Here is a 25,021-nt window from a genome sequence, read left to right on the forward strand (position 1 = left end):
GTTGAGCTCCTCTGCAGGAAGAGGACCGCGCCACGGCCTTCCAGAGGGCGATCGGTGCGCCGGGCAGTCTGGTCTGGCAATGGCTGCGCCCGGTTATTTTCCGGCGGCCCTGCGGGCCTTTCCATCGCGATACAAAATAGCCGTGCCTCGCCATCCTCCACTGGCGTTCCGGCCCTTGGCTGCCGCCGCGGGTGCAAGCCCGAACCGCACGGCGCTCTCGTCGCCTTGAAGGCCGCGATGGTCGCGGCCGATCCTCACAAGGGAAGCCGCCATGAGCGACCACGATCACCTCGACTTCGAGCCACCGCACGCGTCATCCTCAACCGATCATGTCCTGCAGGAACTCCAACTCTACGGCTACCGGCCCTTCGAGGACGAGCCCGATCCGCGCCCACTCCCCGAGGCCGGCGTGGTCACAGCCAGCATTGCCGACATCTTCGATGCCCTCGCGGTGGCACTTTGCGACACTCGCCTCGAATCTGACCTCGAGGAATTGCTCTGGGGCACTGTCAACCTTTTCCATCGCGCGGCCAATCGGATCGAACGCGAACTCGACGACAACGAGGTCTCGCAAAAGCGCCTTCAGCGGGAACAGGACGGAACTGAAGTCAAGTCAGTCGAACTTGAACGGCTCACCGCCCAAGGTCAGACACTGCTCGAACGCCGTGATGCCTTTGAGTTGATGCGTGACCAAGCTGCTGAGCACTTCGAGCGCTACACTCATTCGATTTGGCGCCCGCGCGCTGGCTCCAAGGTCAATCACCGCAATCTCACCGCGGCGATGATCGACAGCCGCGATTTCCTCGCCGCTAAGAGCCATGCCGACCGCCAGTTGCATTTGCCGCCGGGGCCGAAGGTCGCGTTCACCGGCGGGCTCGATTTCAATGACCATCGGTTGATCTGGGCGAAGCTCGATCAGGTCCATGCCAAGCATCCGGACATGGTCCTGCTTCATGGCGGATCTCCCAGGGGCGCTGAACTGATAGCGGCCAAATGGGCTGGCAGCCGCAAGGTCCCTCAGATCGCCTTCAAACCTGACTGGATCAGGCACGGCAAAGCCGCTCCCTTCAAACGCAATGACGCCGTGCTCGACGCGCTGCCAATAGGCGTCATCCAGTTCCCCGGCACAGGCATACAGGACAACCTTGCCGACAAAGCCCGCAAGCTTGGCATCCCGGTCATGAAATTCGGGGCGCCCTGAGCAGTTCCCTCTGTCGACGCGAGACAAACGACATGCTCCCTATGCCAATGCTGTTGCCGGAGCATGTCCGGCGGCAGCAGTTGCTGGTGCGGCTACGATGAGTGCGAGCGGGCCTGCATCTAGCTTCACGACTCTCCGGCTCTTGGAAACCGAAACTGTGAACCGATCCCCGCGTTCATTGGCGCGATTCCTTGGTCCATCCGAAGGCCTGATGCCATCAACCCATAAAGGGTCGGACTACGCAAAGCGTGCCGCCGTTTCAGCTTCGCCTCCACGGTGATTGCGGCCCTCGGCCGGACACATCGGGCGCCTGTCACGCGGGGATGGATCCCCGCTTCCAAGCAGGAGCCGGATCAATGTCGCTTTCAGAAGCAAACGCCTTCGCCTTCAGCCTCGCCACCAGCCTTATGGTCAGCATCGTCATCTTCCGCGCCGGCGACGGAACGCTCACCGTTGTGCCCGCGGACGAATATGACGGAGACGCCTCGCAGATCGTCCGTGAAATCGACCCTTATACCTGATCAAAGCCGGGCAGGGCAGCGAGACGCACCTAACTGTGCCGCAGCCATTAATTTGTCAGGTCAATTAACTATTCGCCGTTCTGTGTGGCACCAATCGCCCAAGCTCGCCCGATCTCGCGGCTTGGGGCCGCAAGACCAAAACAAGTGTCAACCGCTCGCTAGCGATGACCTCCATACAAAGTATCCCACTGACGCTAAGACAAAATCCGCTTGTAGCTAAAAATCTTCGAGCGCTCTTGGCGCGTTCAGACACTGCCTTAGAGCGAAAGTTGCTTTTGTATCGAGAATCGTTAGAGCTGACGGCATCGGAGGGGCGATATGGGCATTGCTGATGAAATCAAGAATAACGCATCCATCACTTTTAAGACCAACTGGAATACGCGCGATGGAGAGAAAGTCCCAGAGCCAAGCGACCTGAAGCTGGGCAACGACGCGGTCCATTTTTCTCGAGCCACGGTACTGTATGCCGACTTGGACCAGTCTACGTCCCTAGTTAAGACAAAGAAGTGGCATTTTGCCGCCGAGGTTTACAAGACCTATTTGTATGCTGCGTCGCGATTGATAAATGACGCGGGCGGAACCATTGTTTCCTATGACGGAGATCGCGTTATGGGGATCTTCAGCGGCAAACGTCAATGTAACGACGCGGTGAGATGTGCTCTGAAAATCAATTATGCTGTCAAGCACATTGTACAAGCTGAGCTAAAGAGTCAGTACAAGGACAGCACCTATGCAATCAAGCATGTGGTGGGCATAGACACATCCGAGATACACGTCGCGCGAACGGGAGTTCGAGGTGACAACGATCTTGTGTGGGTCGGAAATTCAGCAAACCTAGCGGCCAAGTTGACTGCTGAAAGCGCAGATTACCCGACATGGATTACCGATCGCGTGTATGATTATTTGGATGACGATCAGAAGCTTTCGAACGGAACGAACATGTGGAAATCATGGAAATGGTCTAGGCACGATAACGACAAGGTCTACTCATCTACCTACTACTGGAAGTTCTGAGGGCTTGGGGTGATTGACAGATTCATCGGCGAGGGCGGGCGGCGGCTTCGAGTGGAAGCTCTGCGCGGCCAGAAATTGGTTTCGGGCAATGGTGCGTTGGCCGAAGAGTTGGCTGATGCCGTTGAATTGATCGCCTTGGGAAAGGGGCAGGCACTCATACGGCAAGACGGCGATGACAATGGCGTTTACTTCATCATCGCAGGCTCGTTCGAAGTCGTTGTCAACGGCCGGCGGGTAGCTGCTCGGGGCCCCGGTGACGTTGTTGGTGAGATGGCCGCCATTGAGCCGACCCAGAGAAGATCGGCGACGGTCGCAGCGAGCGAAGCTTCCATCGTAGCGCGACTGAGCGAAGGGCGATTCACCGAAATCGCCTCCCGTTATCCGGAAATGTACCGCTTCATAGCCAAGGAACTCTCCAAGCGGTTGTTGCAGCGGAACGCGACGATCGGTACATATCGTGACAAAATTCGCGTTTTCCTGATTTCGTCAGGCGAGGCTGTAGCTGTCGCACGGATAATTCAGAACGCATTAAGCCGAGACTTCCTGGTCGTCCCGTGGACCGATGGTGTGTTCAAAGTCGCCAGCTATCCTCTCCAAAGTTTAGAGGACGAGTTGGAAAAGTGCGACTTCGCAATTGCAGTCGCGCATGCCGATGACATGACGGAAAGCAGAGGCAGGGACTGGCCCAGCCCCCGAGATAACGTCGTTTTCGAACTAGGCCTGTTTATGGGTCGCCTGAACCGTCAGCGCGCGATCTTGATGGAGCCCCGAGAAGAGAAAGTGAAGCTTCCAAGCGACTTAGCCGGCGTGACGACGATCCCCTATCGTTATGTACCCGGGGAAGATGCTGCCGCTTTGATGGGCCCAGCCTGCAACGAACTGCGAGACCACATCAACAGGTTAGGTCCGTTCAACGGATAATCGCTCCTGGTCTAGTGGAGAAGGGATACCCAGTTCTGACCGGCATTCCAGACTACTTGGACGGTCCAGACGACCGGAGGAGCGGCCATACAGATAAACGAAGCCAGGACTAAGCGGCCGGCTGCGTTGAAGGTCTTGAATTTCCGATTAGCGATGCGTGCCTGCACGGCCACCTGGACAGCTAGATCATCCAGATACTCGTCGGTCAAGGATTCGCCTTCTACAGGGTAGTATCGCTGTTTGGCAGTCGGACCGAAATCGTCGATTTCCAGGGATGCAATGTGCCCGAAGTAAAGAAGGTTGCTAGTTTCCTTCCGTCCAGAGCGGAGATGGTGCAGCAATCTTGGAAGGAAGGACGTGAGCGTCACCACCGCTGCCACGGCTAGCAGCGGTAGCGCCACCAGGAAGGCAGTTCGATAGCCCATTGGAGGCTCATCCGCAGAGCGAAGGATTCCGATAATAGTTCCCATCCAAACGGAGCAAAACGTGAGCAGTGCGGCGTTCTTGGCTTCCGCGAATTTCACAAGGTCCATCATTCGACCGTGATTGGCAGCCAAGGCCTTTTCATAACTTTCCTGCTGATCGTTCTTAGCCATCGCATTTCCTATGCGGCTTTTGCCAGTTGAGTGCCGACGAGGTCCCTAAGGGGGCACTCGTCCATCGTTCCGCAGCACTTGAAGGGCGTATCCTTGAAGTCGTCGAAGAATTTCGCCTCCGCCAACCGCCAGCCTTCAAGCGCCGCCGCGAGGTCGGCAAATACCCGCGCATGGTCGGAGCATGCCGCCATCGGCAATCCGCTTCCTCGGCCGCACTTGCACCTTTGGCGCAGGGTCATCACGTGACCGCTCTCCATGTCGACAGTGAGCAGCCTCCTGCCGTCGAGCAGAAGCCGCAATCGATCGTGGCCGCCAAGCCTCCTTCGAAACGTCGTGAGACGCCTTTCCTTCAAAGCCCTCTCGAAAGCCCCGCCCAACCTTGTGGCGCTCGCTTCAGCCGCCGCTTGGTACCTTGCCGCTTCGGATCCGTGAGCACGTGCCTCGCCTTTCGCGGGCCAACGTCGGAGCGCTGCCGCAGTGCGCTGCCTGATAAGGAAAATGAGCAACTTTCCCCACCATCTCCCGGCGGCCTCCGCGTCTGTGATTTCGTGTGGTTCCACCTCCGCCCAATAGAGACAGAACGTGCCGTCGAAGTTGATGTGGCGTTCCGGGCAGAAGGAGGGGAGGTGTTCGGTCTTTGCCTCCTTCGCGACTATCTTGTCTTCGGTATCAATGACCTTGATGAGAAACCGCGTTGCGGGTGCACCTGACGCGTTGACTGGCTGAACGGCAAAGACCGCAACATTGTCGTTCAGCGTCACCAGATCCGAGTGGTTGTCGCGTGCAGTCTCGGCCAGGAGGGCGAGGGCCGACATTGCCGTCAGCGCCCCTCCGAGTGTGGGCGGAACGGTTCCTCGGCTGCCCTGGCGATGGCCGGGCTCGTCGCGGAGTAAGCCGCGGCATGCGCAGCTTTGGCCACCTTGTCGCCTTCGGCCGTGAGCGCTTCAAGCACCACATCGTAGGTCAGCCCGGATTGCCGGCGCGATGTCCCAAAGAGCGTCCGTACAGAATCGGGGCCAGCATCATACGCCGCTTTTCCGATCGCGGTTTGCTCGCCATTGCAGCGCTTCTGATCGGCTTCCGAACCGAGGACGGCGCGACCTGTGGAGCACCGAACGCGGTCACCCTGCATGCCAAGCCTGGTAATCGCCGTTGGGCCGAATTCAAAGCCTATGGCTAGCCCGAGATCGTCGGTGTCCACGTCATTCGCCCCAAGCCTTTCGAGCGCAAGATCGAAGCTGCTGCGCAACCCTCCGGCACACAGGGCCGAGGTAGACACCGTATCCTCGTTGTATGTTTGGTAGGCTGTTCCCTCCATCACGTGGCCGTGAATGCAATCGCCGACGAAGCGAATACGCCGCCCCGAGAAATCGGAGGAAAGAACCCGGTCGAGTTCCGAACGAATGACGTGAAGACAGCGGACGACGTCTTCCGGATCGTCATCGATATGTGCGTCGACATATGCCGTGAAGTTGTCGATGTCGGCGTACACCGAAACCGTGTCCATCCGCTTCGAGTTTCCAGGCGTAAGAGCCGAGATATTAAGGTCGCGCAAAGGCGGAGACGCCCGAGTGAACGTGAAGGCGCCGATCGGGTTGTTTTTGTTGTCAGCACGCCAGCCAGACACCACGGAATCCTTACTCACTCCAAGGTTGGCGGCGTTCTGGCAGTCCTCGATCTCGGCCTCCGTGAGCGGTGTGAGCGGGACGTCTTCGTAGTCAAGCTCCTCGAGCCCGATTGCCTTCCTCGCCTCGTTGCTCAGATATATGCCTATGTCACTGCCGTTCGATGAGATCTTCGCTGCTATGTTGGCGGGACGCCCCAGAAACAACGGTTCGCGGTTGCCGCTCCGACCGTTGTTTACGGCTAGCGCACGGCCAGTATCGATGCCAATCCGAACCTCGGCTGCCGGGATATTCTCGTCGTTATCGCCTGTCTCGAGCAGGACGTCGCTGATCAACTGCGCGATGGCGACGGCACGGTTGACGCGATCTCCTTCCGCGTCGTTGCCATAAGGCTTGGCGACGACGGCGTGGAGCCGCTGGTTATGGAAGTCAACGCGAATTGCGTCGGATGCGGCCAGGATGCGATGGACTGCCCTATAGTGCAGATTGAGGAAGCGCAGCGTTCGCTTGTGGCACGTTTCGCCTTCGGATTGCGTGCTTTCCAGCATGTCCCGCAGGTTTAGGATGTCGACGTAGAGGTGAACCGCATCCATGCGGTAGGCCTTGTTTGTCGGTATCGATGTCAGCGAGGTGTCTCGCTTGTAGTCCACCACCGTGACGGACTCGACCTCCTTGATGCGGGCGTCGATCGCGTCCTTGGCGCGATCGTGTTTCCAGTTGTTCGACATACCTACTCCTATCGACAAGGGCGCTTGGGATCGCCCAGCAAAATTGGCAATGAGACTCAGTGCGTTCACACTGCGGATCCCGCGCTGCGACGACATCGATCACTTTGATTGTGCGGCCTTTAGTTCGCACGGAATGCGTTCAATTCCTGATTTGTTCCCTTTGGCATTTCCGGGCGCGAAAGGCGCCCAAGATAAATTGAATCAATCAGTTCCTAGTATAGGAGGGCTCGCGCTGAGTCGCAATTTGGCGTTTACCCTATCCACACTGAAATTGGCCCTCGCACGCCACCGCCATCAGCAAGCATCCAAAATCTTGGCCATCTGAACAAGCCAATCGACATGTTCGCCCTTGCGGTTCAGTTCCCAGAGAATAGGTAACGGACTGGCGCAGCCTTATTGGCTCGAGCCAACATTCGAAGGACACCTATCTCTGTTGAACATGACCGTACCACGTCTGCGAAAGCGGCCAAGCGGCACAAGCATTGACGTTACACAGCTGGGAGTTTGATATCTGGATGGCGCTCTCCTCGGCAGGAGAGTCGTCTCTCGTTTGTACACTCGTTGCTGGACGGACGGCAGGCCTGTGTTGCCAAGGTCCTCCTGCATCCCGCGCAGTGAGCACACCAAAGCGGTCTCATCGATTGGTGTTTCTGGTCTGAAGGACGGCGTTCGCCTCGATCGTCGGTGTCGCAATGGCAGCTCACGACTTTCTTCCCCTGACGGCTGCGCCGTCATTCCTCGCGAAACAACAAAGTCATTCCCACGCCATCCTCCGCTTCGCTTCGGCCTCGGGTGCGCTGACGATCGCCTTCGACCTGCCGACCACCATCGAGACCGCAATGGTGCGGCTCGAAAACAGACAGGATCAAGGAGAACTACCATGGCTACCATCGGCACCTTCAAGAAGTCCGGCAACAACGAGTTCACTGGCGAAATCGTCACACTCAGCGTCCAGGCCCGCAACGTCCGCATCGTCCCCGAAACCCGCGCCAACGGCGAGAACGCCCCCAGCCACCGCGTCTTCGTCGGCCGAGCAGAGATCGGCGCCGCCTGGGCCAAGCAGTCCAACGAGGGCCGCAACTATCTGGGCCTCAAGCTCGACGATCCGAGCTTCACCGCCCCGATCTTCGCAAACCTCTTCGATGACGAGGACGGTGAGGGCTACAGCCTGATCTGGTCACGCCCGAGCCGCCGCCACGCGGAATAGGAGGCAAACAACAGGTTCCGTCCGGGCCAACCGGGCGGAACCCTCAAGCTCCAACTGGAGCGGTAACGGCGCAAGCGGGAGCGATGCGGGTCCAGCATCGCGTGATGCTCTTTGAGCCTCCTCCACCGCCGACGTGACACCTGTAAGGTTTGTGTTTTAAGTCTCGCATGTTGGGGAAGTGCAAATCATGATCGAGCCGTTCGACGACACCGCTCCCACGGGAGACGAACTCACAGACTATGATCGCGGCCACGTTAAGCTCTACATGCGCCTGTTCGACGCCGACGCCGACGGCGCCGATTGGCGCGAGGTGGTAAAAGTTCTTTTTGGCATCGACCCGGCAAAGGAGCCGCAGCGCGCTCGACATGTCTACGACAGCCACCTGGCGCGAGCGCGGTGGATGACGCGTACTGGCTACCGTCACCTTCTCCACCAAACTGACACCTGGTGAAGATTGCAGGGTGATGCTGAACGAGCATCACCCGATGCGTCTTCAGGGCCTTCCGTCACTCGCCTGAGCCGGGAATCGATTCGGGCACAACTTGCAGTTTTAGCGAGGAGTGCCCGATGAAGCCCGACACGTCACATTGGCGAAATAATTCCAGCTACGAGTTCTTCGACGGCCTGCCGATCGAAGGTCTGGCTTGGGAATGTCTGCGGCGCTCAGACGCTTATCAGCGACACTATCTGGCACTTGTGCGGGAGGGAACCGAAAGGGAACCTTTCTCAACCGATGCACAGGAACGCTGGGGGTTGCGATTTCGCGGCCCGACCCGACCTGTCCGCATTGACGCAAGACGTTCTATGGTCACCGCTTGCCGATCCCGCGGTGGTGACGCTGACGCCATCGCCGGGTTTCCTGACATCCGAATCCCCCACGGCGCCCGTTGAGTTCGACGCACCGCGCGAGAGTCAGCAGGGACTTCATGCCATCGGGAGTAGTGGGGCCGCGACACAGCTTCTCCTCCTTCCCGGCAGCTCGACGAACCGTTCGCTCACGGCGCTGATCCCGCTCGATTCCCAAACGCTCGGCCGGGTCGAGGCTCTGGTTCGTTTCTGGCGCTCCTGTCATGGGCGGCCGGTGCCGCCTGATACACGGATGACGATTCAGCAGAGGCACCGCCTGCGCCTGATGATGCAGGCGACCGACGGTCGCAAGAACGGCGCCAGCTACCGCGAAATCGCAACTGCCTTTTATGGGACAGTACGTGTTGCCTCCAATCCCTGGAAAACGTCGTCGCTTCGCGACACCGTGATCGGGTTGGTCAAGGGCGGCGGAACCTTGATTGCCGGCGGCTATCTGCAACTGCTGCGCCACCGTCTGCGCACCTAGCGCCTCGGGGTGGCGATTTCAGGCCTCCCAATCTTCCCCATCCCTCACGAAGCCACCCTTACGCCACCGTGATCGCCGTCCGCCGCTGAACACCGGCGGCTCACCGAAGCCCCACGGAGGCCCGATAAATGCGACCAGATCTAGCCGTTTTGCCACCGCGCTTTCTGCGTACCAAGGAAGCCGCCGAGTTCCTCAGCCTGTCTTCCCGCACGCTCGAAAAGCACCGCACCTACGGCACAGGTCCCGCCTATCGCAAACTTGGCGGCCGCGTCGTCTATGCCGTCGACGACCTCCAAGCCTGGGCTCAGCGCGGCGCGGTGACTTCGACTTCCGACCCTCGCGGTTCCGTGCTGCCTGCCAAGCGCCATCCGCCGGCGGCTTTCGCGCCGGACGGACGCTATGGGCGCTGAGCTGCACTCGAGTCATGCAAACGCGCCGCTGATGCTTGCGCAGGCGCACCTCCAATCACGCATCGGGGCTGCGTCCCACAAGATCAGGAGACAGGCCAATGGGCACCGTCGTTGACTTCCGTTCGGGCCGATCGGCGCCAGGCGCTATCGCCAGCGAATGCTTGACTCATGTCGAGCTGACCTGGGTCCAGAAGAAGATCGAGTACTGGATCCGCTTCGGTTCGGTCGTTCGGGAGAAGGTTCTCGATCGACGTCGGCGCATCGTCTCTTTTCGTCCCGGCGACATCTTCGCCTTCGTCCGATGGGCGGCGAACGACTATGGCACGATCATCTCGCGCCTCGACATCGTGCGCGCAGTTGCCTCGGGCGAAGCCCATCAGACGCTGCCATTCGTGCGGGCCGGCGGTGACATTCTGCTCACAGCTCAAGGCTGGCCCAAGGTCGAGCGCGTGCTGCAGACAATCGATGGCGTGGAGCAACTCGGCATCGCGCCGGGAGCGGTCTCGCCCGATCATTGGCGGCACGTCCACAACCGAATGACGGTCGGGCAGGAGCCTCGGGCCTATACGCTGGATCTCCACCGAGCCTACCTGCTGCGTCGGGGCGTCCAGCCATGATGCGGCTACCGTTTGCCCTCGTGACGGCACTTGCGACGGTTGGTGCGCTTTACCCTGTTCTCAAGCCAGTCCCGCCGAAGTTTGTCTGGAACGCGTCGGCCAGCGCACCGATCGGCTTCTACCGCATCGACGGCGCAGGGGCGTTTTCAGTGGGCGATCTCGTCGCTGTGAAACAGCCCGAACCGCTTGCAACATTCCTTGCCGGGCGCGGCTATCTGCCGAAAGGCGTGCTGCTGCTGAAGCATATTCTTGCAGTCTCCGGTCAGACCGTGTGCCGCAACGGGTTCACGATTGCGGTCGATGGCTCTGACGTGGGCGTTGCGCTCGAGCGCGATCACGTCGGCCGTGGCCTGCCGATCTGGCAGGGCTGCCTGCGCATCCCGGTCGGCGCCGTTTTCCTGATGAACCGCTGGGTTCGCGACAGCCTCGATGGCCGCTACTTCGGCCTCGTTTCCACCGATCACGTTATTGGCCACGCGGTCCCGCTATGGACCGACGAGCAGGGCGACGGCCGCTTCCAATGGCGAGCGGCAGCGCGGTGAGTGCGCCATCGGCGGCACTCTTTGGAGCCGTCAATCGTCACCGCACACATCAAAGACAGGAGAAAGCACGATGCCACAGATCGGAGAATTTATTCGCCATCAGACCGGGTATTCGGGGCGAATTCGCACGCTTAGTCTTGACCTTGAGGTCGCGATCGTCGCGGCTGAATCGAGCGATGCGGACAATGCGCCCGACTATCGTGTGCACGCCGGCGGCGAAGACGGCAGCACGATCGGGGCCGGCTGGAAACACTCGAGCGAGAAGGCCGGCGAGTTCATATCGTTGCAGATCGACGACCCGACTTTTGCGCAGCCGGTTCGGGCGTATCTGTTCCAAAACGGCGACGACAAGACGTCCTGGTCTTTGCAATGGTCGCGCCAGCGCGATCGCGCCGAGAAGGACTAAGCGATGTCGGCGCGCCGTCAGCCGACGGGCAAAATGAGAACGCACGCGTCTCGCGCGATCTGGCGTCCGGCGCTCATTCTGCTTGGCGGGCTACACGTCAATTGCATCCTTCCCGCCAATGCGCCGGCGCAGAGCTCGCCGGTCGCCACACTGACGGCGCGCGGTCGCTACGATACCCACATCGCGGAAGCGGCGAAGCGCTTCCGCCTTCCGCCAACCTGGATCCGCGCCGTTCTTGGCGCCGAGAGCGCAGGCGATCAACGCGCCACTTCGCGCAAGGGAGCGATGGGCCTGATGCAGATTGTGCCCGAAACCTGGTCCGACCTGCGCGTCCGATACCAGCTCGGCAGTGATCCCTACGACCCGCACGACAATATCATCGCCGGCTCGGCCTATATTCGCGAGCTGGTTGATCGCTATGGGTCGCCCGGCTGGATTGCCGCCTATAATGCTGGTCCCGGGCGCTACGAGGCGTCGCTGGAAGGCAGACGGCTGCCTGCGGAGACGCGCGCCTATGTCTCCGTCGTTTCATCCGCCATCTCCAAGGACGGTGTCGCGAAAGCGACCTGTTTCGCAGCCTCCGCAAGGTATGGCTGGAGGTACGCTCCGCTCTTCGCCACGCAGCTGGGCGGCAGCCTTGGCGATTGCTCGCTGCAAATGGAGCGTTCCCGCGATAACGCTTCACGAGCTCTGCCCCTGCAGGGATTGACCGGCGCCGCATCGCGATCGACCGGACTATTCGTGCCCAAAGCGGGCGAGAGGTCCGCGCCATGAGCTGCCTCGGCGCCCTTCGTGTCAATTCGTGCTCCATCGTGCATTGGCGAGCGGGTAGGGCAGGCGCGGCCGACACAGCCGAGCGATGGCTAGATAAAAACGGGCACATTGTGCGCCGGGCGGTTGGTTGCTTTCGTCGGGTTTTTGGGTGCCAGGCGCACATTGCCGCGGTTCGGCGCAATGTGCGCCGAACATCCCAGGCTTTGAATCCGCATTCGCTTTTCCACATTGCAGGGCAACGCCATGGCCAGTGAGCGCGAGTTCCGCATTCGCCCTGGCCGGATTCGTTCCAGCCGCGGTCAAGCTGCGCGACCGTTTATCGCACAGGCCTTGGCTGCAGCGAGGAAGGCGGGTGGAAGCATCTCGCGCTCCGGTCAAATCAGCCCAGGCAACCGATCGAGTTTTGGCCGGGGCCGGGTTGCGAACATCCAAGCGAACCGTCTGCTATCGGGGCGCTCGCGCATCACGGTCATCAAGACCCGAGTCGTACGGCACTCCGCGCGTGCCGTACCTCTGGCCGCACACCTCACATACTTGCGGCGCGAGGGCGTGACCCGTGAAGAGGAAAAGGGTCGCATGTTCGGTCCCGGAACCGACGATGCGGACGTCAGGGATTTCGCCGCGCGTTGTGATGGCGACCGTCACCATTTCCGCTTCATCGTCTCGCCGGAGGACGCCAGGGATATGGCTGATCTGAAGGCCTTTACCCGCGATTTGATGGGCCAGATGGAGAAAGACCTGGGCACGAAGCTCGATTGGATCGCGGCGGACCACTGGAACACCGACAATCCCCATATTCACATTATCCTGCGCGGCCGCACGGAAGACGGGGAGGACCTCGTCATCTCCCGCGACTACATCAAGGAAGGGATGCGCGCACGCGCCGCCGATCTCGTCACGCAGGAACTCGGCTTTCGCTCCGATCTCGACATCCGCCGAAATTTGGAGAAGCAGATCGATGCCGAACGATGGACCCAGCTCGACCGGCAACTGCTCCGCGATGTCGCCTCTGCCGGTATCATCGATCTTGCCCCAAGTGCTCATAGGCAGCCTGACGAGTATCGGGTGCAGAAGATCGGCCGCTTGCGCAAACTCGAAGCCCTTGGCCTTGCTGATCAGGTTGCGCCAGGCCAGTGGATGATTGCCGACAGGGCTGAAACGACCCTGCGCGAGCTAGGTGAGCGTGGCGACATCATAAAGCGAATGCATCGCGCGTTGACCGAGCGGGGGATCGAGCGTGGCGTAGGCGGCTACGTTCTGGCCGCCGAAGGCCTCGACACACCCATTATCGGTCGGCTGCTCGATCGAGGTCTCGACGACGAACTGAGAGGCACTGCCTATGCGGTGGTCGACGGCATCGACGGGCGCACCCACCACCTTAGACTTGGCGACCTGGAGGCAGCAGGCGACAGTCCGCCGGGCTCTATCGTCGAGCTGCGCAAGTTCGATGACGCGAGAGGCCAACGTCGTGTTGCGCTCGCCGTGCGCTCCGATCTTGGTGTGCATGAACAGGTCACGGCACAGGGAGCGACCTGGCTCGATCGGCAGGCCATCGCGCGCGAGCCTGCCGCATTGAGCGCAGGTGGCTTCGGCGCCGAGGTTCACGAGGCGATGGAGGAGAGGGCCAACCATTTGGTCGGCGAAGGCCTGGCAAAGCGTCTCGGCGGGCGCGTCGTTTTCGACCGCAACCTGATCGAGACGCTGCGTCGCAGGGAACTCGATCTTGCGGCCGCGAGGCTCGCAGCCGAGACCGGCCAGCCGTGCATGCGTCCCGCCGGCGGAGACTATGTCGCCGGTATCTATCGCCAGCGCCTGGCCCTGAGCTCCGGCCGTTTTGCCATGATCGACGACGGCCTTGGCTTCCAGCTCGTACCATGGTCGCCCTCGCTCGAAAAACATCTCGGGCGGCATGTCTCCGGCGTCTCCCGCGGTGATGGCGGTGTCGATTGGAGTTTTGGCCGCAAGCGTGGGCTCGGCCTCTGACAGGAAAGGACCGCCACAATGTCCGCCACTAAAATCCTCTGGGGTCAGATCCTTACTGTCTTCCTGATCGTTGTGTTGACGACCTGGGCCGCGACACAATGGACCGCGTGGAGACTTGGCTTCCAGCCACAGCTCGGGGCTCCCTGGTTCGAGCTCGTCGGCTTGCCCATCTACTACCCGCCAGCGCTGTTCTGGTGGTGGTATTTCTACGACGCCTACGCCCCGGCCGTCTTTGTGGAAGGCGGGTTGATTGCCGTGTCCGGCGGCTTCCTCTCGATCGTCGTTGCAATCGGCATGTCGGTTTGGCGGGCGCGCGAGCTCAAGAACGTCTATACCTATGGTTCGGCGCGCTGGGCCGACAGGAGGGAGGTCGAAGCTGCCGGCCTGCTCGGTGCCGATGGCGTGGTGGTCGGGCGCTATGATCGCCATTATCTGCGCCATGATGGTCCGGAGCATGTGCTGTGCTTCGCCCCGACCCGATCCGGCAAGGGCGTCGGCCTGGTGGTGCCTTCTTTACTGACCTGGCCGGGCTCGGCGATCGTCCACGACATCAAGGGCGAGAACTGGCAGCTCACCGCCGGCTTCCGTGCTCTCCATGGTCGGGTCCTGCTTTTCGACCCGACCAACTCGAAATCGTCGGCCTACAATCCCTTGCTGGAGGTCCGCCGCGGCGAATGGGAGGTCCGCGACGTCCAGAACATCGCCGACATTCTGGTCGACCCGGAAGGCAGTCTCGAAAAGCGCAACCACTGGGAAAAGACAAGCCACGCGCTTCTGGTCGGTGCAATCCTTCATGTCCTCTATGCCGAGAAGAACAAGACGTTGGCCGGCGTCGCCGCCTTCCTTTCCGATCCGAAGAGACCGATCGAATCCACGCTCTCGGCAATGATGAAGACCGACCATCTCGGCTCCGCCGGTCCGCATCCGGTCATTGCCAGTGCTGCCCGAGAACTGCTCAACAAATCCGACAACGAACGATCGGGCGTGCTCTCCACGGCGATGTCCTTCCTCGGCCTTTATCGCGATCCCGTCGTCGCCGAGGTGACCCGGCGATGCGATTGGCGGATCGCGGACCTTGTTGATAACAAGAACCCAACGACGCTCTACCTGGTCGTGCCCCCATCCGACATCAATCGGACGAAGCCGCTCATTCGCCTTATTCTCAACCAGATCGGACGCCGGCTGACCGAGGATCTGCGCACAAAGATGAGCCGCCACCGGCTGCTGCTCATGCTCGACGAATTTCCGGCACTTGGCCGCCTCGACTTCTTCGAGAGCGCGCTCGCCTTCATGGCGGGCTACGGGCTGAAAAGCTTCCTCATCGCCCAGTCTCTGAACCAGATCGAAAAGGCTTATGGGCCGAACAACTCGATCCTCGACAATTGTCACGTCCGGGTGAGCTTCGCCACAAATGACGAAAGGACCGCCAAACGCGTTTCCGACGCGCTCGGCACCGCGACCGAGATGCGGGCGATGAAAAACTATGCCGGCCACCGCCTCTCGCCGTGGCTCGGTCATCTGATGGTGTCGCGGCAAGAGACTGCCCGCCAGTTGCTGACCCCCGGCGAGATCATGCAGCTTCCCCCGACCGACGAGATCGTGATGGTATCGGGGGCGCCACCGATCCGGGCGAAGAAGGCGCGGTACTACGAGGACGATCGCTTGCGCGATCGCGTCTTGCCGGCCCCCGAACGGACCCGATCCGAGAACGCTTATGCTGATGACTGGTCTCAGCTGCCGGTCCTGGTTCGCCCTGGGGTCTCCGAAACTCCCGGCACATCCGGGCAGGACGATGGCGATCCAACCGGGTCGGAGCGACGCCTGCAACCCGAACTCAATCGCGCGCGGCAAGTGGAGAAGACGGCTCCGATCGACAATGAGTTCGAGATCAATCCGGTCGACGATTCCGACGATGACGATGCGGTCCGCAATCGGCGCCTGGCCCGGCTCATGCAGGGTATGGCGCGGCAGGTCTCCCTCGATCCCGATGATGGCATGGAGTTGTAGGCGCCATGAACGGCCACAAGAAGAAAGCGCAGATCTCGGTCTATCTCGATCAGGCCATCATGACGATGCTCGCCGACTACGCGGCGCGGCGCGATCAGCCACGATCGATGATCGCGGAGGCCGCGATCGCTTCGTTCCTGTCGCCAGATGCGGATGAGCGGCGCGAGGCGGCTATCGCTAAGCGCCTCGACCAAGTCGATCGTCGCCTGGCCCGGCAGGAGCGCGATATCGGGATCGCCGTCGAGACCTTGGCCGTGTTTGTCCGCTTCTGGCTCGCGACGACGCCCGCATTGCCGGAACCCGCCGCGCACGCCGCGCGCGCCAAGGCCGCCGAACGCTACGATGCTTTCGTCACGGCGCTGGGGCGGCGCCTGGCGAAAGGGCCGAAACTGCGGCAGGAGATTTCGGAGGATGTCAATCCGGTGGAAGCCGGTGGAACTTAGGCTTCATCGTCTCTCACGGACAGGAGCGAGGCCTCAACCTCGCTATTTGTTTATCCATTTTTGGATTTGCGGCGATGATCGCCGCAAAATGCCCCGTTGTTAAACCGGCATTGATTGTAGTAGTTTATCAAAAAAGGACAATGCGGCGATCATCGCCGTACGAAGCCAAATCTATAAACCAATGCCAACGAATGCTGATCGCCGAGAACTGCTCCAGACCCTGGTGCCCGAGGGGCTCCCGGTAACGAAGCATTGGCTGACGAAGCAAAGCCCGCAGTTTGATCGTCACGCCGTTGATAACCTGCTCAAAAGCAAGCAGATCAAAGCATTGGCGCCGGGCGTATATGTGCGCTCAGGCACGCATTTGACCTGGCAAGGCGTGGTGGCCGCCTTGGAGACCATATTCAGTAAGGATCTAAATGTCGGAGGGCTTACCGCATTAGAATTGCAAGGATTTGCGCACTACCTGCCGCTGTCGCGAAAACGATCAGTGCATCTTTACACCAAGGACGTTTTGCCGGCTTGGCTGAACCACGCGATACCGGCTGTAGAGTTCGTCCGCCACAGCCGCCTTTCCTCGCTATTGGGATTCGGGCTCGTTTTCCGGGAGTATGATCCGGTCGAGCGCACGCTCATAGATGTGGAGGCTCCGGGAAGGCGGCGGGATTGCTGGTCCGTCACCCTGTCGTCACCGGAACGGGCCTACTTGGAGGTGCTGATGGATGTTCCACAGACGATCTCCTTCGAGCATGCCAATCAGCTGATTCAGGGTATGACGACGATTTCACCGCGGCGCATGGAGCAGCTGCTACGCAAATGCACCAACGTCAAGGTGCGCCGGCTGTTTTATTGGATGGCAGAACGCAACGCTTACGCATGGCTTAAAAAACTGCCCCCTCCCGAAGAGCTCGATGAACTCGGCCTTGGGAGCGGCAACAGAGTTGTGGCCAAGGGCGGCAGACTCGATCCAAAATATCGCATAACCGTTCCGGAGGAGATGTGGACACCGCCAGCCCCTACTATGGACAAGTCCGCCTCCTGACCCGCATCCTGCCGCTGGTCGCGGTCGAGACGTTGTTTGCCCTAAAGGGCGGCACAGCGATCAATCTTTTTCTCCGAGACCTGCCGCGCCTCTCCGTCGACATCGATCTTGTTTACCTGCCGATGGACGATCGTGACGCGGCATTGAGGAACGTTAAGGAAGCGCTTGGCCGCATCGCGGACGCCGTCATCACCGCGATGCCTGACGCCGAGATCGTTCGCTCTTTCGAGCATCAGCAAGATGCACTTCGCCTCTTTGTCGCGCAGGGCCGCGATCGCATTAAGATCGAGCTCTCGCCGGTCCTGCGCGGATCCGTGTTTCCGCAGGAACTGCGGGAAGTGGCGCCCACAGTCGAAGAGCAGTTTGGCTACGTCGAAATGCAGCTTCTCTCCGTCCCGGACCTCTATGCCGGAAAAATCTGCGCTGCGCTCGACAGGCAGCATCCGCGGGACCTTTTCGATGTGAAACTGCTATTCGAAAACGAGGGCCTCAGCGAGGACCTGGTAAGGACATTCATAGTCTACCTCATCAGCCATAACCGGACTATGGCCGAACTTCTGCATCCGACGCGCAAGGATATCACCGGCATTTACGAGGGCGAATTCGTTCGTATGTCCCAGATCGAGGTCAGCCTCGGCGAACTGCTGGCCGTCCGTGAGCGTCTGATCGCAGATCTCAATAGGGCACTAACCGAGGATCAGCGCAAATTCCTCCTGTCTTTCAAGGCAAGGCGCCCGGATTGGAATCTGCTGGGTATCGAAGGGGTCGATAAGCTTCCTGCGGTTCGCTGGAAAATGCACAACCTGGAACGCATGCCGCCAGCGAGGCATCGCGAGGCATATAAGAACTTGGAGCGTGTACTCGGCCTCGGTTCCGGGCAGGCCAAATAGGTCTGCCGCCTGTCGATGAATCCCAAGCAGTTAACGAATGCGCCCAGGCCCGTGGACCTGTCGGAGGTGGCAACCCGACGCTCGCCGTTATTGGCGCCGCCGCCGTCCGCCTGTCTTTACACGCTACGCTACTACGCCTCGATAAACCTGTTGCAGCGACCCAAAATACCGTTCTCTTAATCATCCCCGACCGGGGACCGCCTGAGCTGTTCCCGACCGAAACGGGGACAAAATGGCAGCTTTGCACAACAACACCGAAGGACGTGCGCGCAGTTCGCGCATGCTGCGCACCGCGCTCGGTCAAGCCATCAGCCGGTTCCTCGACGATCCGGCAATCGTCGAAGTGATGTTGAACCCGGACGGCCGGATCTGGGTCGATCAGCTGTCCGCAGGTTTGGCCGACACGGGCCACATGCTGTCGGCGGCCGACGGAGAGCGCATTGTACGTCTGGTCGCTCACCATGTCGGCGCCGAGGTACATACCCGTTCCCCGCGCGTCTCGGCCGAGCTGCCGGAAACCGGCGAACGCTTCGAGGGGCTGCTTCCGCCCGTCGTTGCTGCACCTGCCTTCGCGATCCGCAAGCCGGCAGTCGCCGTGTTCACGCTCGAGGACTATGTCGCGGCAGGCATAATGACCGCCGGCCAGAAGGCCACGCTGCGTGCTGCGGTGGTGGGTCGCGCGAACATCCTTGTGGCGGGCGGCACCTCCACCGGCAAGACAACGCTGACCAATGCCCTGCTCGCCGAAGTGGCGAAGGGATCGGATCGCGTCGTCATCATCGAAGACACACGCGAACTGCAATGCGCCGCACCTAACATGGTTGCCATGCGCACCAAGGATGGCGTGGCATCGCTCGCCGATCTGGTCCGCTCCTCGCTTCGCCTTCGTCCCGATCGCATCCCCATCGGCGAGGTGCGTGGCTCGGAGGCGCTTGACCTTCTGAAGGCTTGGGGCACCGGCCATCCCGGCGGCATCGGCACGATCCACGCTGGCTCCGGCATCGGAGCCCTGCGGCGTCTCGAGCAACTCATCCAGGAAGCCGTCGTCACCGTCCCGCGTGCGCTGATCGCCGAAACCATAGACCTCGTCGCCGTTTTATCCGGACGCGGTTCCGCGCGCCGGCTCACCGAACTCACGCGGGTCGAAGGCCTAGGTCCCGACGGCGATTATCGCACCTCCCAAGCCACCCAGAACAATGAAGGAGACCATTCATGATCCGCGCTCTCTCGCGAGGCCACCGGCATATCGCAGCCGCAGGTACGACGCTTTTCATCAGTCTTGTGGCGGCATCGGCCGCCAACGCCGCCGGATCGTCGATGCCGTGGGAGCAGCCGCTGGAGAAGATCCTTCAATCGATCGAAGGTCCGGTCTCCAAGATCATTGCCGTGATCATCATCATCGTCACCGGGCTGACGCTTGCCTTTGGCGATACTTCCGGAGGTTTCCGGCGACTGATCCAGATCGTCTTTGGCCTGTCGATCGCCTTCGCGGCGTCCAGCTTCTTTCTGTCGTTCTTCTCGTTTGGCGGCGGAGCACTGATTTGATGGCGACCGCATTCGAACAGATAGACGTGGTGCCGGGATTTGCTGTTCCCGTTCACAGGGCGCTGACCGAGCATATCCTGCTCGCCGGCGCTCCGCGTTCAATAGCGATCATGAACGGCACGCTCGCCGGCGCGGTCGGCCTCGGCCTGCGGCTATGGCTGGTCGGCCTCTTCCTTTGGGCGCTCGGGCATTTCGCGGCGGTGTGGGCCGCCAGGCGCGATCCGCTCTTCGTTGAAGTCGTCCGGAGGCATTTGCGCCTTCCCGGCCACCTGGCGGTTTGAGGGCGCGGCCATGATGAACCTCGCTGAGTTTCGCCGCGCCGCCTACCGCCTTGCCGACTACCTGCCTTGGGCCGCGCTCGCAGCGCCTGGCGTCGTGTTGAACAAGGATGGGAGCTTTCAGCGCACCGCGAAGTTTCGTGGGCCGGATCTGGATTCGGCCGTAGCGGCAGAGCTAGTGGCAGTGGCATCGCGCCTCAACAATGCCTTCCGTCGCCTCGGTTCGGGATGGAGCCTCTTCGTCGAGGCGCAGCGGCATGAGGCCGCGACCTATCCCGACAGCCAGTTTCCCGATCCCGCCTCTGGCCTCGTTGACGCCGAGCGCAAAGCCGATTTCGAGGAAGAGGGCATTCACTTCATATCGAGCTACTTCCTCACCTTCCTTTACTTGCCGCCGGCGGAGGATGCGGCGCGGGCAGAGACCTGGCTCTACGAGGGGCGCGAACAGTCCGGCGTGGATCCTCATGAGATCCTGCGCGCGTTTGTCGACCGCACGGATCGCGTACTTTCCCTTCTCGACGGCTTCATGCCTGAGTGCCAGTGGCTCGATGACAGCGAGACGCTGACCTATCTGCATTCGACTGTCTCGACGAAACGCCATCGTGTGCGTGTACCGGAGACGCCGATCTATCTCGACGCGCTTCTTGCGGAACAGCCGTTGACTGCCGGGCTCGAGCCACGCCTTGGCGACCAGCATCTGCGCGTTCTCACCATCGTCGGCTTTCCGACCGCAACGACACCAGGACTGCTCGACGACCTTAACCGGCTCGCCTTTCCCTATCGCTGGACGACGCGCGCGATCCTGCTCGACAAGTTCGACGCCACCAGGCTGCTGACGAAGATCCGCCGGCAATGGTTTGCCAAGAGGAAAAGCATCGCCGCGATCCTGAAGGAAGTCATGACGAACGAGGCGTCCGTGCTCGTCGACACGGACGCCGCCAACAAGGCCGCGGACGCCGACATGGCCTTGCAGGAACTCGGCGCTGACGTTTCTGGCATGGCCTACGTCACCGCGACCATTACCGTCTGGGACGCCGATCCGCATTTGGCGCAGGAGAAATTGCGCCTTGTCGAGAAAGTCATTCAGGGTCGCGACTTCACCGCCATGCTGGAAACGGTCAATGCCGTCGATGCCTGGCTTGGCTCGCTGCCCGGGCATGCCTACGCCAACGTCCGCCAGCCGCCGATCTCGACACTCAATCTCGCCCACATGATCCCCCTCTCTGCCGTGTGGGCGGGGCCGGAACGGGACGAGCACCTCGGTAGTCCTCCCTTGCTATTTGGCAAGACCGAAGGCTCGACCCCGTTCCGGTTATCCTTGCATGTCGGCGACGTCGGCCACACCCTGGTGGTCGGACCCACGGGCGCTGGCAAGTCCGTGCTGCTCGCGCTGATGGCGCTGCAGTTCCGACGCTATGCGCAGGCCCAAGTCTTCGCCTTCGACTTCGGCGGCTCGATCCGCGCCGCGGCACTCGCCATGGGTGGAGACTGGCACGATCTCGGGGGTGGGTTGACCGAGGGCAGCGATGCCTCCGTCTCGCTCCAGCCTCTTGCCCGCATACACGACACTTATGAGCGCGCGTGGGCGGCCGACTGGATCGTTGCGATCCTTGCGCGTGAAGGGATCCCGATCAACCCGGAGGCCAGGGAGCATATCTGGACGGCTCTGACGTCGCTAGCCTCCGCGCCGGTCGAGGAGCGCACCATCACTGGTCTCAGCGTGCTGTTGCAGGCGAACGACCTGAAGCAGGCCCTGCGGCCATATTGCGTCGGAGGTCCATATGGCCGGTTGCTCGATTCCGAAGCCGAGCATCTCGGCGCGGCATCCGCGCAAGTCTTCGAAATCGAGGGGCTCGTAGGCACCGGAGCAGCACCTGCTGTTCTGTCCTACCTGTTCCACCGCATTGGCGACCGGCTCGATGGGCGGCCGACTCTTCTGATCATCGACGAGGGCTGGCTCGCTCTTGACGACGAAGGTTTTGCCGGCCAGTTGCGCGAGTGGCTGAAGACCTTGCGCAAAAAGAACGCCAGCGTCGTCTTTGCCACTCAGTCATTATCGGACATCGATAGTTCCGGCATCGCGCCGGCGATTATCGAAAGCTGCCCGACAAGGCTGCTGCTGCCCAACGAACGCGCGGTCGAACCGCAGATCACGGCGATCTACCGGCGCTTCGGCCTCAACGATCGCCAGATCGAGATTCTGGCGCGCGCGATGCCCAAGCGCGACTACTATTGCCAGTCGCGGCGCGGCAACCGCCTGTTCGAGCTCGGCCTTTCCGAGGTCGGTCTCGCGCTCTGCGCCGCTTCGTCCAAGACTGATCAAGCTCTCATCGCCAGCGTTGCCGCCGAGAACGGCCGCGACGGTTTCCTCGCGGCCTGGCTGCGCGCCCGAAACGTTGCCTGGGCCGCCGACCTCATCTTCGCCCCGCCAATCTCTGCCCCGCAAGCTGAAAAGGAGTCCCAATCATGACTACCCCTCACACCCGCGCACACGCCCTTACGTTGGCCGCGGCCATGCTCGTTTTGCCCCTGTCGGTATCGCCCATCCTTGTCCGGTCGGCGCACGCTTTCATCGTGTTTGATCCGTCGAACTATGCCCAGAATGTGCTGACGGCTGCCAGATCGCTCCAGCAGGTCACCAACCAGATCACGTCGCTGCAGAACGAAGCCCAGATGCTGATCAACCAGGCCCGCAACCTTGCGAGCCTGCCTTTCTCCTCGCTGCAACAATTGCAGCAATCGGTGCAGCGCACCCAGCAACTGCTGAACCAGGCGCAGAACATCGCCTTCGACGTCCAGCAGATCGACAAGGTCTTCAAGCAGCAATATGGCAGCGTGTCCCTGTCTGCGTCCGATCAACAGCTTGTCGCTGACGCACGCTCGCGCTGGCAGAACACGGTCGGGGGTCTTGAGGATGCCATGCGTGTCCAGGCCGGCGTCGTTGGAAACATCGACACCAATCGGACCCAGATGTCGGCATTGGTCGGCGCCAGCCAGTCGGCGACCGGCGCGCTCCAGGCGACGCAAGCCGGCAACCAACTCTTGGCACTTCAAGCCCAGCAACTCGCAGATCTCACGGCGGTAGTCGCTGCCAACGGTCGCGCCCAGGCGCTGACCGACGCCGAGCGCGCGGCCGCTGCCGAACAGGGCCGCGAGCAACGTCGCCGCTTCCTCGCGGCGGGCTCCGGCTACCAGGCCGGCAACGCCTCAATGTTCAATCGCTGAGGATCACGACAGTGGATGGCAAGACGCTCGTTCGCATCACCGCCCCGATTTTCGTCGCCATCGCAGTCACCGCGACAGCGGTCGAGATGACCCGCAAGGAGGACAAGTCGGGCTCAGCAGTGCTAGAGGCGCCGGGGACGTCGCGGAGCCCGCTCCGAGAGGGCTTTCGCCACTGCCAGGTGCTCGGTGAGGCTGCTTTGCGCGACAGTGGTTGTTTGCGCCTGTGGGCCGAGCAGCGTGATCGTTTCCTCGGCTCCAAGGCGCCTTTCGCAAGCCCGGCTTCAGAGCCGGTCACCGCGCCGTCGCCGGATGCGACCACGCAGGGGGCGCAATAGGCATGGGCAGTACAGGCATCATCGACCAGTTCCTCGGCACTTTCACCCGATACATCGACAGCGGCTTTGGCTTGCTTGGCGGCGAAGTCGCCTTCGTCGCCACCACTTTGATCGTCATCGACGTGACGCTCGCGGCCCTTTTCTGGAGTCGGGGCGCCGATGACGATATCCTCGCCCGGCTCGTCAAGAAGACGCTGTTCGTCGGCGTCTTCGCCTACCTGATTTCCAACTGGAACAGTCTTGCCCGGATCGTCTTCGAAAGCTTTTCCGGCCTCGGCTTGAAGGCGAGTGGCACCGGTTTCTCGGTCCAGGATCTCTTACGCCCCGGCAAGGTCGCTGAAACCGGCCTCGATGCGGGAAGGCCTTTGCTTGAAGCCATCTCCGGGTTGATGGGCTATGTCTCCTTCTTCGAAAACTTCATCCAGATCGCCTGCCTGCTCTTCGCCTGGGCGCTCGTTCTGCTCGCCTTCTTCATCCTGGCCGTGCAACTCTTCGTCACGCTGATCGAGTTCAAGCTGTCGACGCTTGCCGGCTTCGTCCTCATTCCTTTCGGTCTCTTCGGAAAGACAGCCTTCATGGCCGAACGTGTTCTCGGCAACGTCATCTCCTCTGGTATTAAAGTCCTAGTGTTGGCCGTGGTCATCGGCATCGGCTCGACGCTGTTCGGTGAGTTCACGCAAGGCTTCGGTGGCCAAAGCCCCACCATCGATCAAGCCATGGCGATCGTGCTGGCGGCGCTGTCCCTGCTTGGTCTCGGCATATTCGGCCCCGGCATTGCAAATGGTCTCGTTTCCGGTGGGCCGCAGCTTGGCGCTGGCGCCGCCGTCGGCGCCGGTCTTGCCGCCGGCGGCGTGACACTCGTCGCCGGCGGGGCCGCCGGCCTCGCGGCGAGGGGCGGTGCGGCGGCCCTGTCTGGAGCGACATCCGCGGCCCGAGGCGGTTCGTACTTGGCTGGTGCGGCATCGGCTGCCTATACCCTTGGCTCAGCCGGCCAGGCTGGCGCCGCCGGCGTCGCTTCTGGACTGGGTGGGATTGCAAGCGCCGGCATGTCCGCCGCTACCTCGCCGCTGAGGCGCGCCACCGCTCAGGCCGGTCAATCGGCGAAGTCGAGCTTCAGGTCCGGCGTGAGTTCCGCAGTCGAGTCCACCGGCGGATGGTCAACGCTGGGAACTGTTGGCGGGGCCGCAGTATCGGCCAACGATCCTTCGTTTGGGGCCATGCAGGCCGGTGGCGCGTCGCAAAGCCCACCCGACTGGGCCAAACGCATGCAGCGATCCCAGCGCCTATCTCACGGCGTCCAGACTACCGCTCACGCCGTGCGCGCCGGCGAGGCCCATGGCGGCGGAACCTCCATTTCTCTCTCCGAAGGCAAGTGACC

28 protein-coding genes are annotated in these 25,021 nt (G+C 61.4%); 25 read left to right on the forward strand and 3 right to left on the reverse strand.

Going from position 1 to position 25,021, the window contains the following annotated elements; translation table 11 throughout:
* The first annotated feature begins 271 nt into the window (after window positions 1–271).
* From P9230_RS10775 to P9230_RS10790, 4 genes are all read left to right on the forward strand, one after another.
* Complete coding sequence (locus P9230_RS10775) at window positions 272–1,201, forward strand: DUF2493 domain-containing protein (RefSeq protein ID WP_278118795.1); 930 nt, start codon at window positions 272–274, stop codon at window positions 1,199–1,201.
* 356 nt (window positions 1,202–1,557) lie between these two features.
* Window positions 1,558–1,722, forward strand: coding sequence for a hypothetical protein (locus tag P9230_RS10780; RefSeq protein ID WP_278118797.1), 165 nt, complete (start codon window positions 1,558–1,560; stop codon window positions 1,720–1,722).
* A gap of 318 nt (window positions 1,723–2,040) precedes the next feature.
* Window positions 2,041–2,736: an adenylate/guanylate cyclase domain-containing protein gene (locus tag P9230_RS10785; protein WP_278118799.1), complete on the forward strand. Its 696-nt coding sequence runs from the start codon at window positions 2,041–2,043 to the stop codon at window positions 2,734–2,736.
* 9 nt (window positions 2,737–2,745) lie between these two features.
* The gene (locus tag P9230_RS10790) at window positions 2,746–3,657 is read left to right on the forward strand and encodes a TIR domain-containing protein (RefSeq protein ID WP_278118801.1); all 912 of its coding nucleotides are present in this window, start codon (window positions 2,746–2,748) and stop codon (window positions 3,655–3,657) included.
* 11 nt (window positions 3,658–3,668) lie between these two features.
* Here the strand turns inward: P9230_RS10790 and P9230_RS10795 are convergent, their stop codons facing one another.
* Genes P9230_RS10795 through P9230_RS10805 form a run of 3 tightly spaced genes read right to left on the reverse strand, consistent with a single transcriptional unit; the run spans window position 3,669 to window position 6,606 of the window.
* On the reverse strand, window positions 3,669–4,253 hold the full coding sequence (locus P9230_RS10795; RefSeq protein ID WP_278118803.1) for a Pycsar system effector family protein: 585 nt from the start codon (window positions 4,251–4,253) through the stop codon (window positions 3,669–3,671).
* A gap of 8 nt (window positions 4,254–4,261) precedes the next feature.
* Window positions 4,262–5,068 carry an E2 domain-containing protein gene (locus P9230_RS10800; protein ID WP_278118805.1) on the reverse strand — a complete coding sequence of 269 codons (807 nt, stop codon included), beginning with the start codon at window positions 5,066–5,068 and terminating at the stop codon, window positions 4,262–4,264.
* 5 nt (window positions 5,069–5,073) lie between these two features.
* Complete coding sequence (locus P9230_RS10805; RefSeq protein ID WP_278118807.1) at window positions 5,074–6,606, reverse strand: adenylate/guanylate cyclase domain-containing protein; 1,533 nt, start codon at window positions 6,604–6,606, stop codon at window positions 5,074–5,076.
* Between the two features lie 880 nt (window positions 6,607–7,486).
* Between P9230_RS10805 and P9230_RS10810 the strand changes: the two genes are divergently transcribed.
* The 21 genes from P9230_RS10810 to trbL all read left to right on the forward strand — a co-directional run bounded on the left by P9230_RS10810 (window position 7,487) and on the right by trbL (window position 25,019).
* Complete coding sequence (locus tag P9230_RS10810) at window positions 7,487–7,813, forward strand: DUF736 domain-containing protein (protein ID WP_278118809.1); 327 nt, start codon at window positions 7,487–7,489, stop codon at window positions 7,811–7,813.
* A 187-nt stretch (window positions 7,814–8,000) separates the two neighbouring features.
* Window positions 8,001–8,264, forward strand: a complete 264-nt coding sequence (locus tag P9230_RS10815) for a DUF2285 domain-containing protein (RefSeq protein ID WP_278118811.1) — start codon at window positions 8,001–8,003, stop codon at window positions 8,262–8,264.
* Between the two features lie 116 nt (window positions 8,265–8,380).
* The gene (locus P9230_RS10820) at window positions 8,381–8,704 is read left to right on the forward strand and encodes a DUF6499 domain-containing protein (RefSeq protein WP_278118813.1); all 324 of its coding nucleotides are present in this window, start codon (window positions 8,381–8,383) and stop codon (window positions 8,702–8,704) included.
* The gene (locus tag P9230_RS10825; RefSeq protein ID WP_278118815.1) at window positions 8,643–9,146 is read left to right on the forward strand and encodes a DUF2285 domain-containing protein; all 504 of its coding nucleotides are present in this window, start codon (window positions 8,643–8,645) and stop codon (window positions 9,144–9,146) included. The genes P9230_RS10820 and P9230_RS10825 overlap by 62 nt, the downstream gene beginning before the upstream one ends.
* Before the next feature lie 128 nt (window positions 9,147–9,274).
* A complete protein-coding gene (locus P9230_RS10830) occupies window positions 9,275–9,556 on the forward strand; it encodes a helix-turn-helix domain-containing protein (protein WP_278118817.1) in 282 nt (93 codons plus the stop codon).
* Window positions 9,557–9,654: 98 nt separating this feature from the next.
* Window positions 9,655–10,173, forward strand: a complete 519-nt coding sequence (locus tag P9230_RS10835; protein WP_278118820.1) for a DUF2840 domain-containing protein — start codon at window positions 9,655–9,657, stop codon at window positions 10,171–10,173.
* Window positions 10,170–10,715, forward strand: coding sequence for a S26 family signal peptidase (locus tag P9230_RS10840; protein WP_278118822.1), 546 nt, complete (start codon window positions 10,170–10,172; stop codon window positions 10,713–10,715). Before P9230_RS10835 ends, P9230_RS10840 begins: the two co-directional genes overlap by 4 nt.
* A 70-nt stretch (window positions 10,716–10,785) precedes the next feature.
* Window positions 10,786–11,121, forward strand: a complete 336-nt coding sequence (locus tag P9230_RS10845) for a DUF736 domain-containing protein (protein ID WP_127248322.1) — start codon at window positions 10,786–10,788, stop codon at window positions 11,119–11,121.
* 33 nt (window positions 11,122–11,154) lie between these two features.
* Entirely contained in the window at window positions 11,155–11,895 is a 741-nt protein-coding gene (locus P9230_RS10850; protein ID WP_278118825.1) for a lytic transglycosylase domain-containing protein, read from the forward strand.
* Window positions 11,896–12,138: 243 nt separating this feature from the next.
* Window positions 12,139–13,878, forward strand: a complete 1,740-nt coding sequence (locus P9230_RS10855; RefSeq protein ID WP_278119455.1) for a VirD2 family relaxase/mobilization nuclease — start codon at window positions 12,139–12,141, stop codon at window positions 13,876–13,878.
* A gap of 18 nt (window positions 13,879–13,896) precedes the next feature.
* Entirely contained in the window at window positions 13,897–15,885 is a 1,989-nt protein-coding gene (locus tag P9230_RS10860) for a conjugal transfer protein TraG (protein WP_278118828.1), read from the forward strand.
* A gap of 5 nt (window positions 15,886–15,890) precedes the next feature.
* The gene (locus tag P9230_RS10865) at window positions 15,891–16,328 is read left to right on the forward strand and encodes a CopG family transcriptional regulator (RefSeq protein WP_278118830.1); all 438 of its coding nucleotides are present in this window, start codon (window positions 15,891–15,893) and stop codon (window positions 16,326–16,328) included.
* 181 nt (window positions 16,329–16,509) lie between these two features.
* The gene (locus tag P9230_RS10870) at window positions 16,510–17,370 is read left to right on the forward strand and encodes a type IV toxin-antitoxin system AbiEi family antitoxin domain-containing protein (protein WP_278118832.1); all 861 of its coding nucleotides are present in this window, start codon (window positions 16,510–16,512) and stop codon (window positions 17,368–17,370) included.
* Window positions 17,328–18,260 carry a nucleotidyl transferase AbiEii/AbiGii toxin family protein gene (locus tag P9230_RS10875; RefSeq protein WP_278118834.1) on the forward strand — a complete coding sequence of 311 codons (933 nt, stop codon included), beginning with the start codon at window positions 17,328–17,330 and terminating at the stop codon, window positions 18,258–18,260. The genes P9230_RS10870 and P9230_RS10875 overlap by 43 nt, the downstream gene beginning before the upstream one ends.
* 232 nt (window positions 18,261–18,492) lie before the next feature.
* Complete coding sequence (gene trbB, locus P9230_RS10880) at window positions 18,493–19,476, forward strand: P-type conjugative transfer ATPase TrbB (RefSeq protein WP_278118836.1); 984 nt, start codon at window positions 18,493–18,495, stop codon at window positions 19,474–19,476.
* Entirely contained in the window at window positions 19,473–19,805 is a 333-nt protein-coding gene (locus P9230_RS10885; RefSeq protein WP_278118838.1) for a TrbC/VirB2 family protein, read from the forward strand. The genes trbB and P9230_RS10885 overlap by 4 nt, the downstream gene beginning before the upstream one ends.
* Entirely contained in the window at window positions 19,805–20,086 is a 282-nt protein-coding gene (locus tag P9230_RS10890; RefSeq protein WP_278118840.1) for a VirB3 family type IV secretion system protein, read from the forward strand. Before P9230_RS10885 ends, P9230_RS10890 begins: the two co-directional genes overlap by 1 nt.
* Before the next feature lie 10 nt (window positions 20,087–20,096).
* On the forward strand, window positions 20,097–22,553 hold the full coding sequence (trbE, locus tag P9230_RS10895) for a conjugal transfer protein TrbE (protein WP_278118842.1): 2,457 nt from the start codon (window positions 20,097–20,099) through the stop codon (window positions 22,551–22,553).
* Complete coding sequence (gene trbJ, locus P9230_RS10900) at window positions 22,550–23,308, forward strand: P-type conjugative transfer protein TrbJ (RefSeq protein ID WP_278118844.1); 759 nt, start codon at window positions 22,550–22,552, stop codon at window positions 23,306–23,308. The genes trbE and trbJ overlap by 4 nt, the downstream gene beginning before the upstream one ends.
* A gap of 11 nt (window positions 23,309–23,319) precedes the next feature.
* Window positions 23,320–23,643: a putative entry exclusion protein TrbK-alt gene (trbK-alt, locus tag P9230_RS10905; protein WP_278118847.1), complete on the forward strand. Its 324-nt coding sequence runs from the start codon at window positions 23,320–23,322 to the stop codon at window positions 23,641–23,643.
* A gap of 2 nt (window positions 23,644–23,645) precedes the next feature.
* Window positions 23,646–25,019, forward strand: coding sequence for a P-type conjugative transfer protein TrbL (gene trbL, locus P9230_RS10910; protein ID WP_278118849.1), 1,374 nt, complete (start codon window positions 23,646–23,648; stop codon window positions 25,017–25,019).
* Window positions 25,020–25,021 lie beyond the last annotated feature (2 nt).

Source organism: Mesorhizobium sp. WSM4887, from assembly GCF_029625865.1.
Classification (GTDB): domain Bacteria; phylum Pseudomonadota; class Alphaproteobacteria; order Rhizobiales; family Rhizobiaceae; genus Mesorhizobium.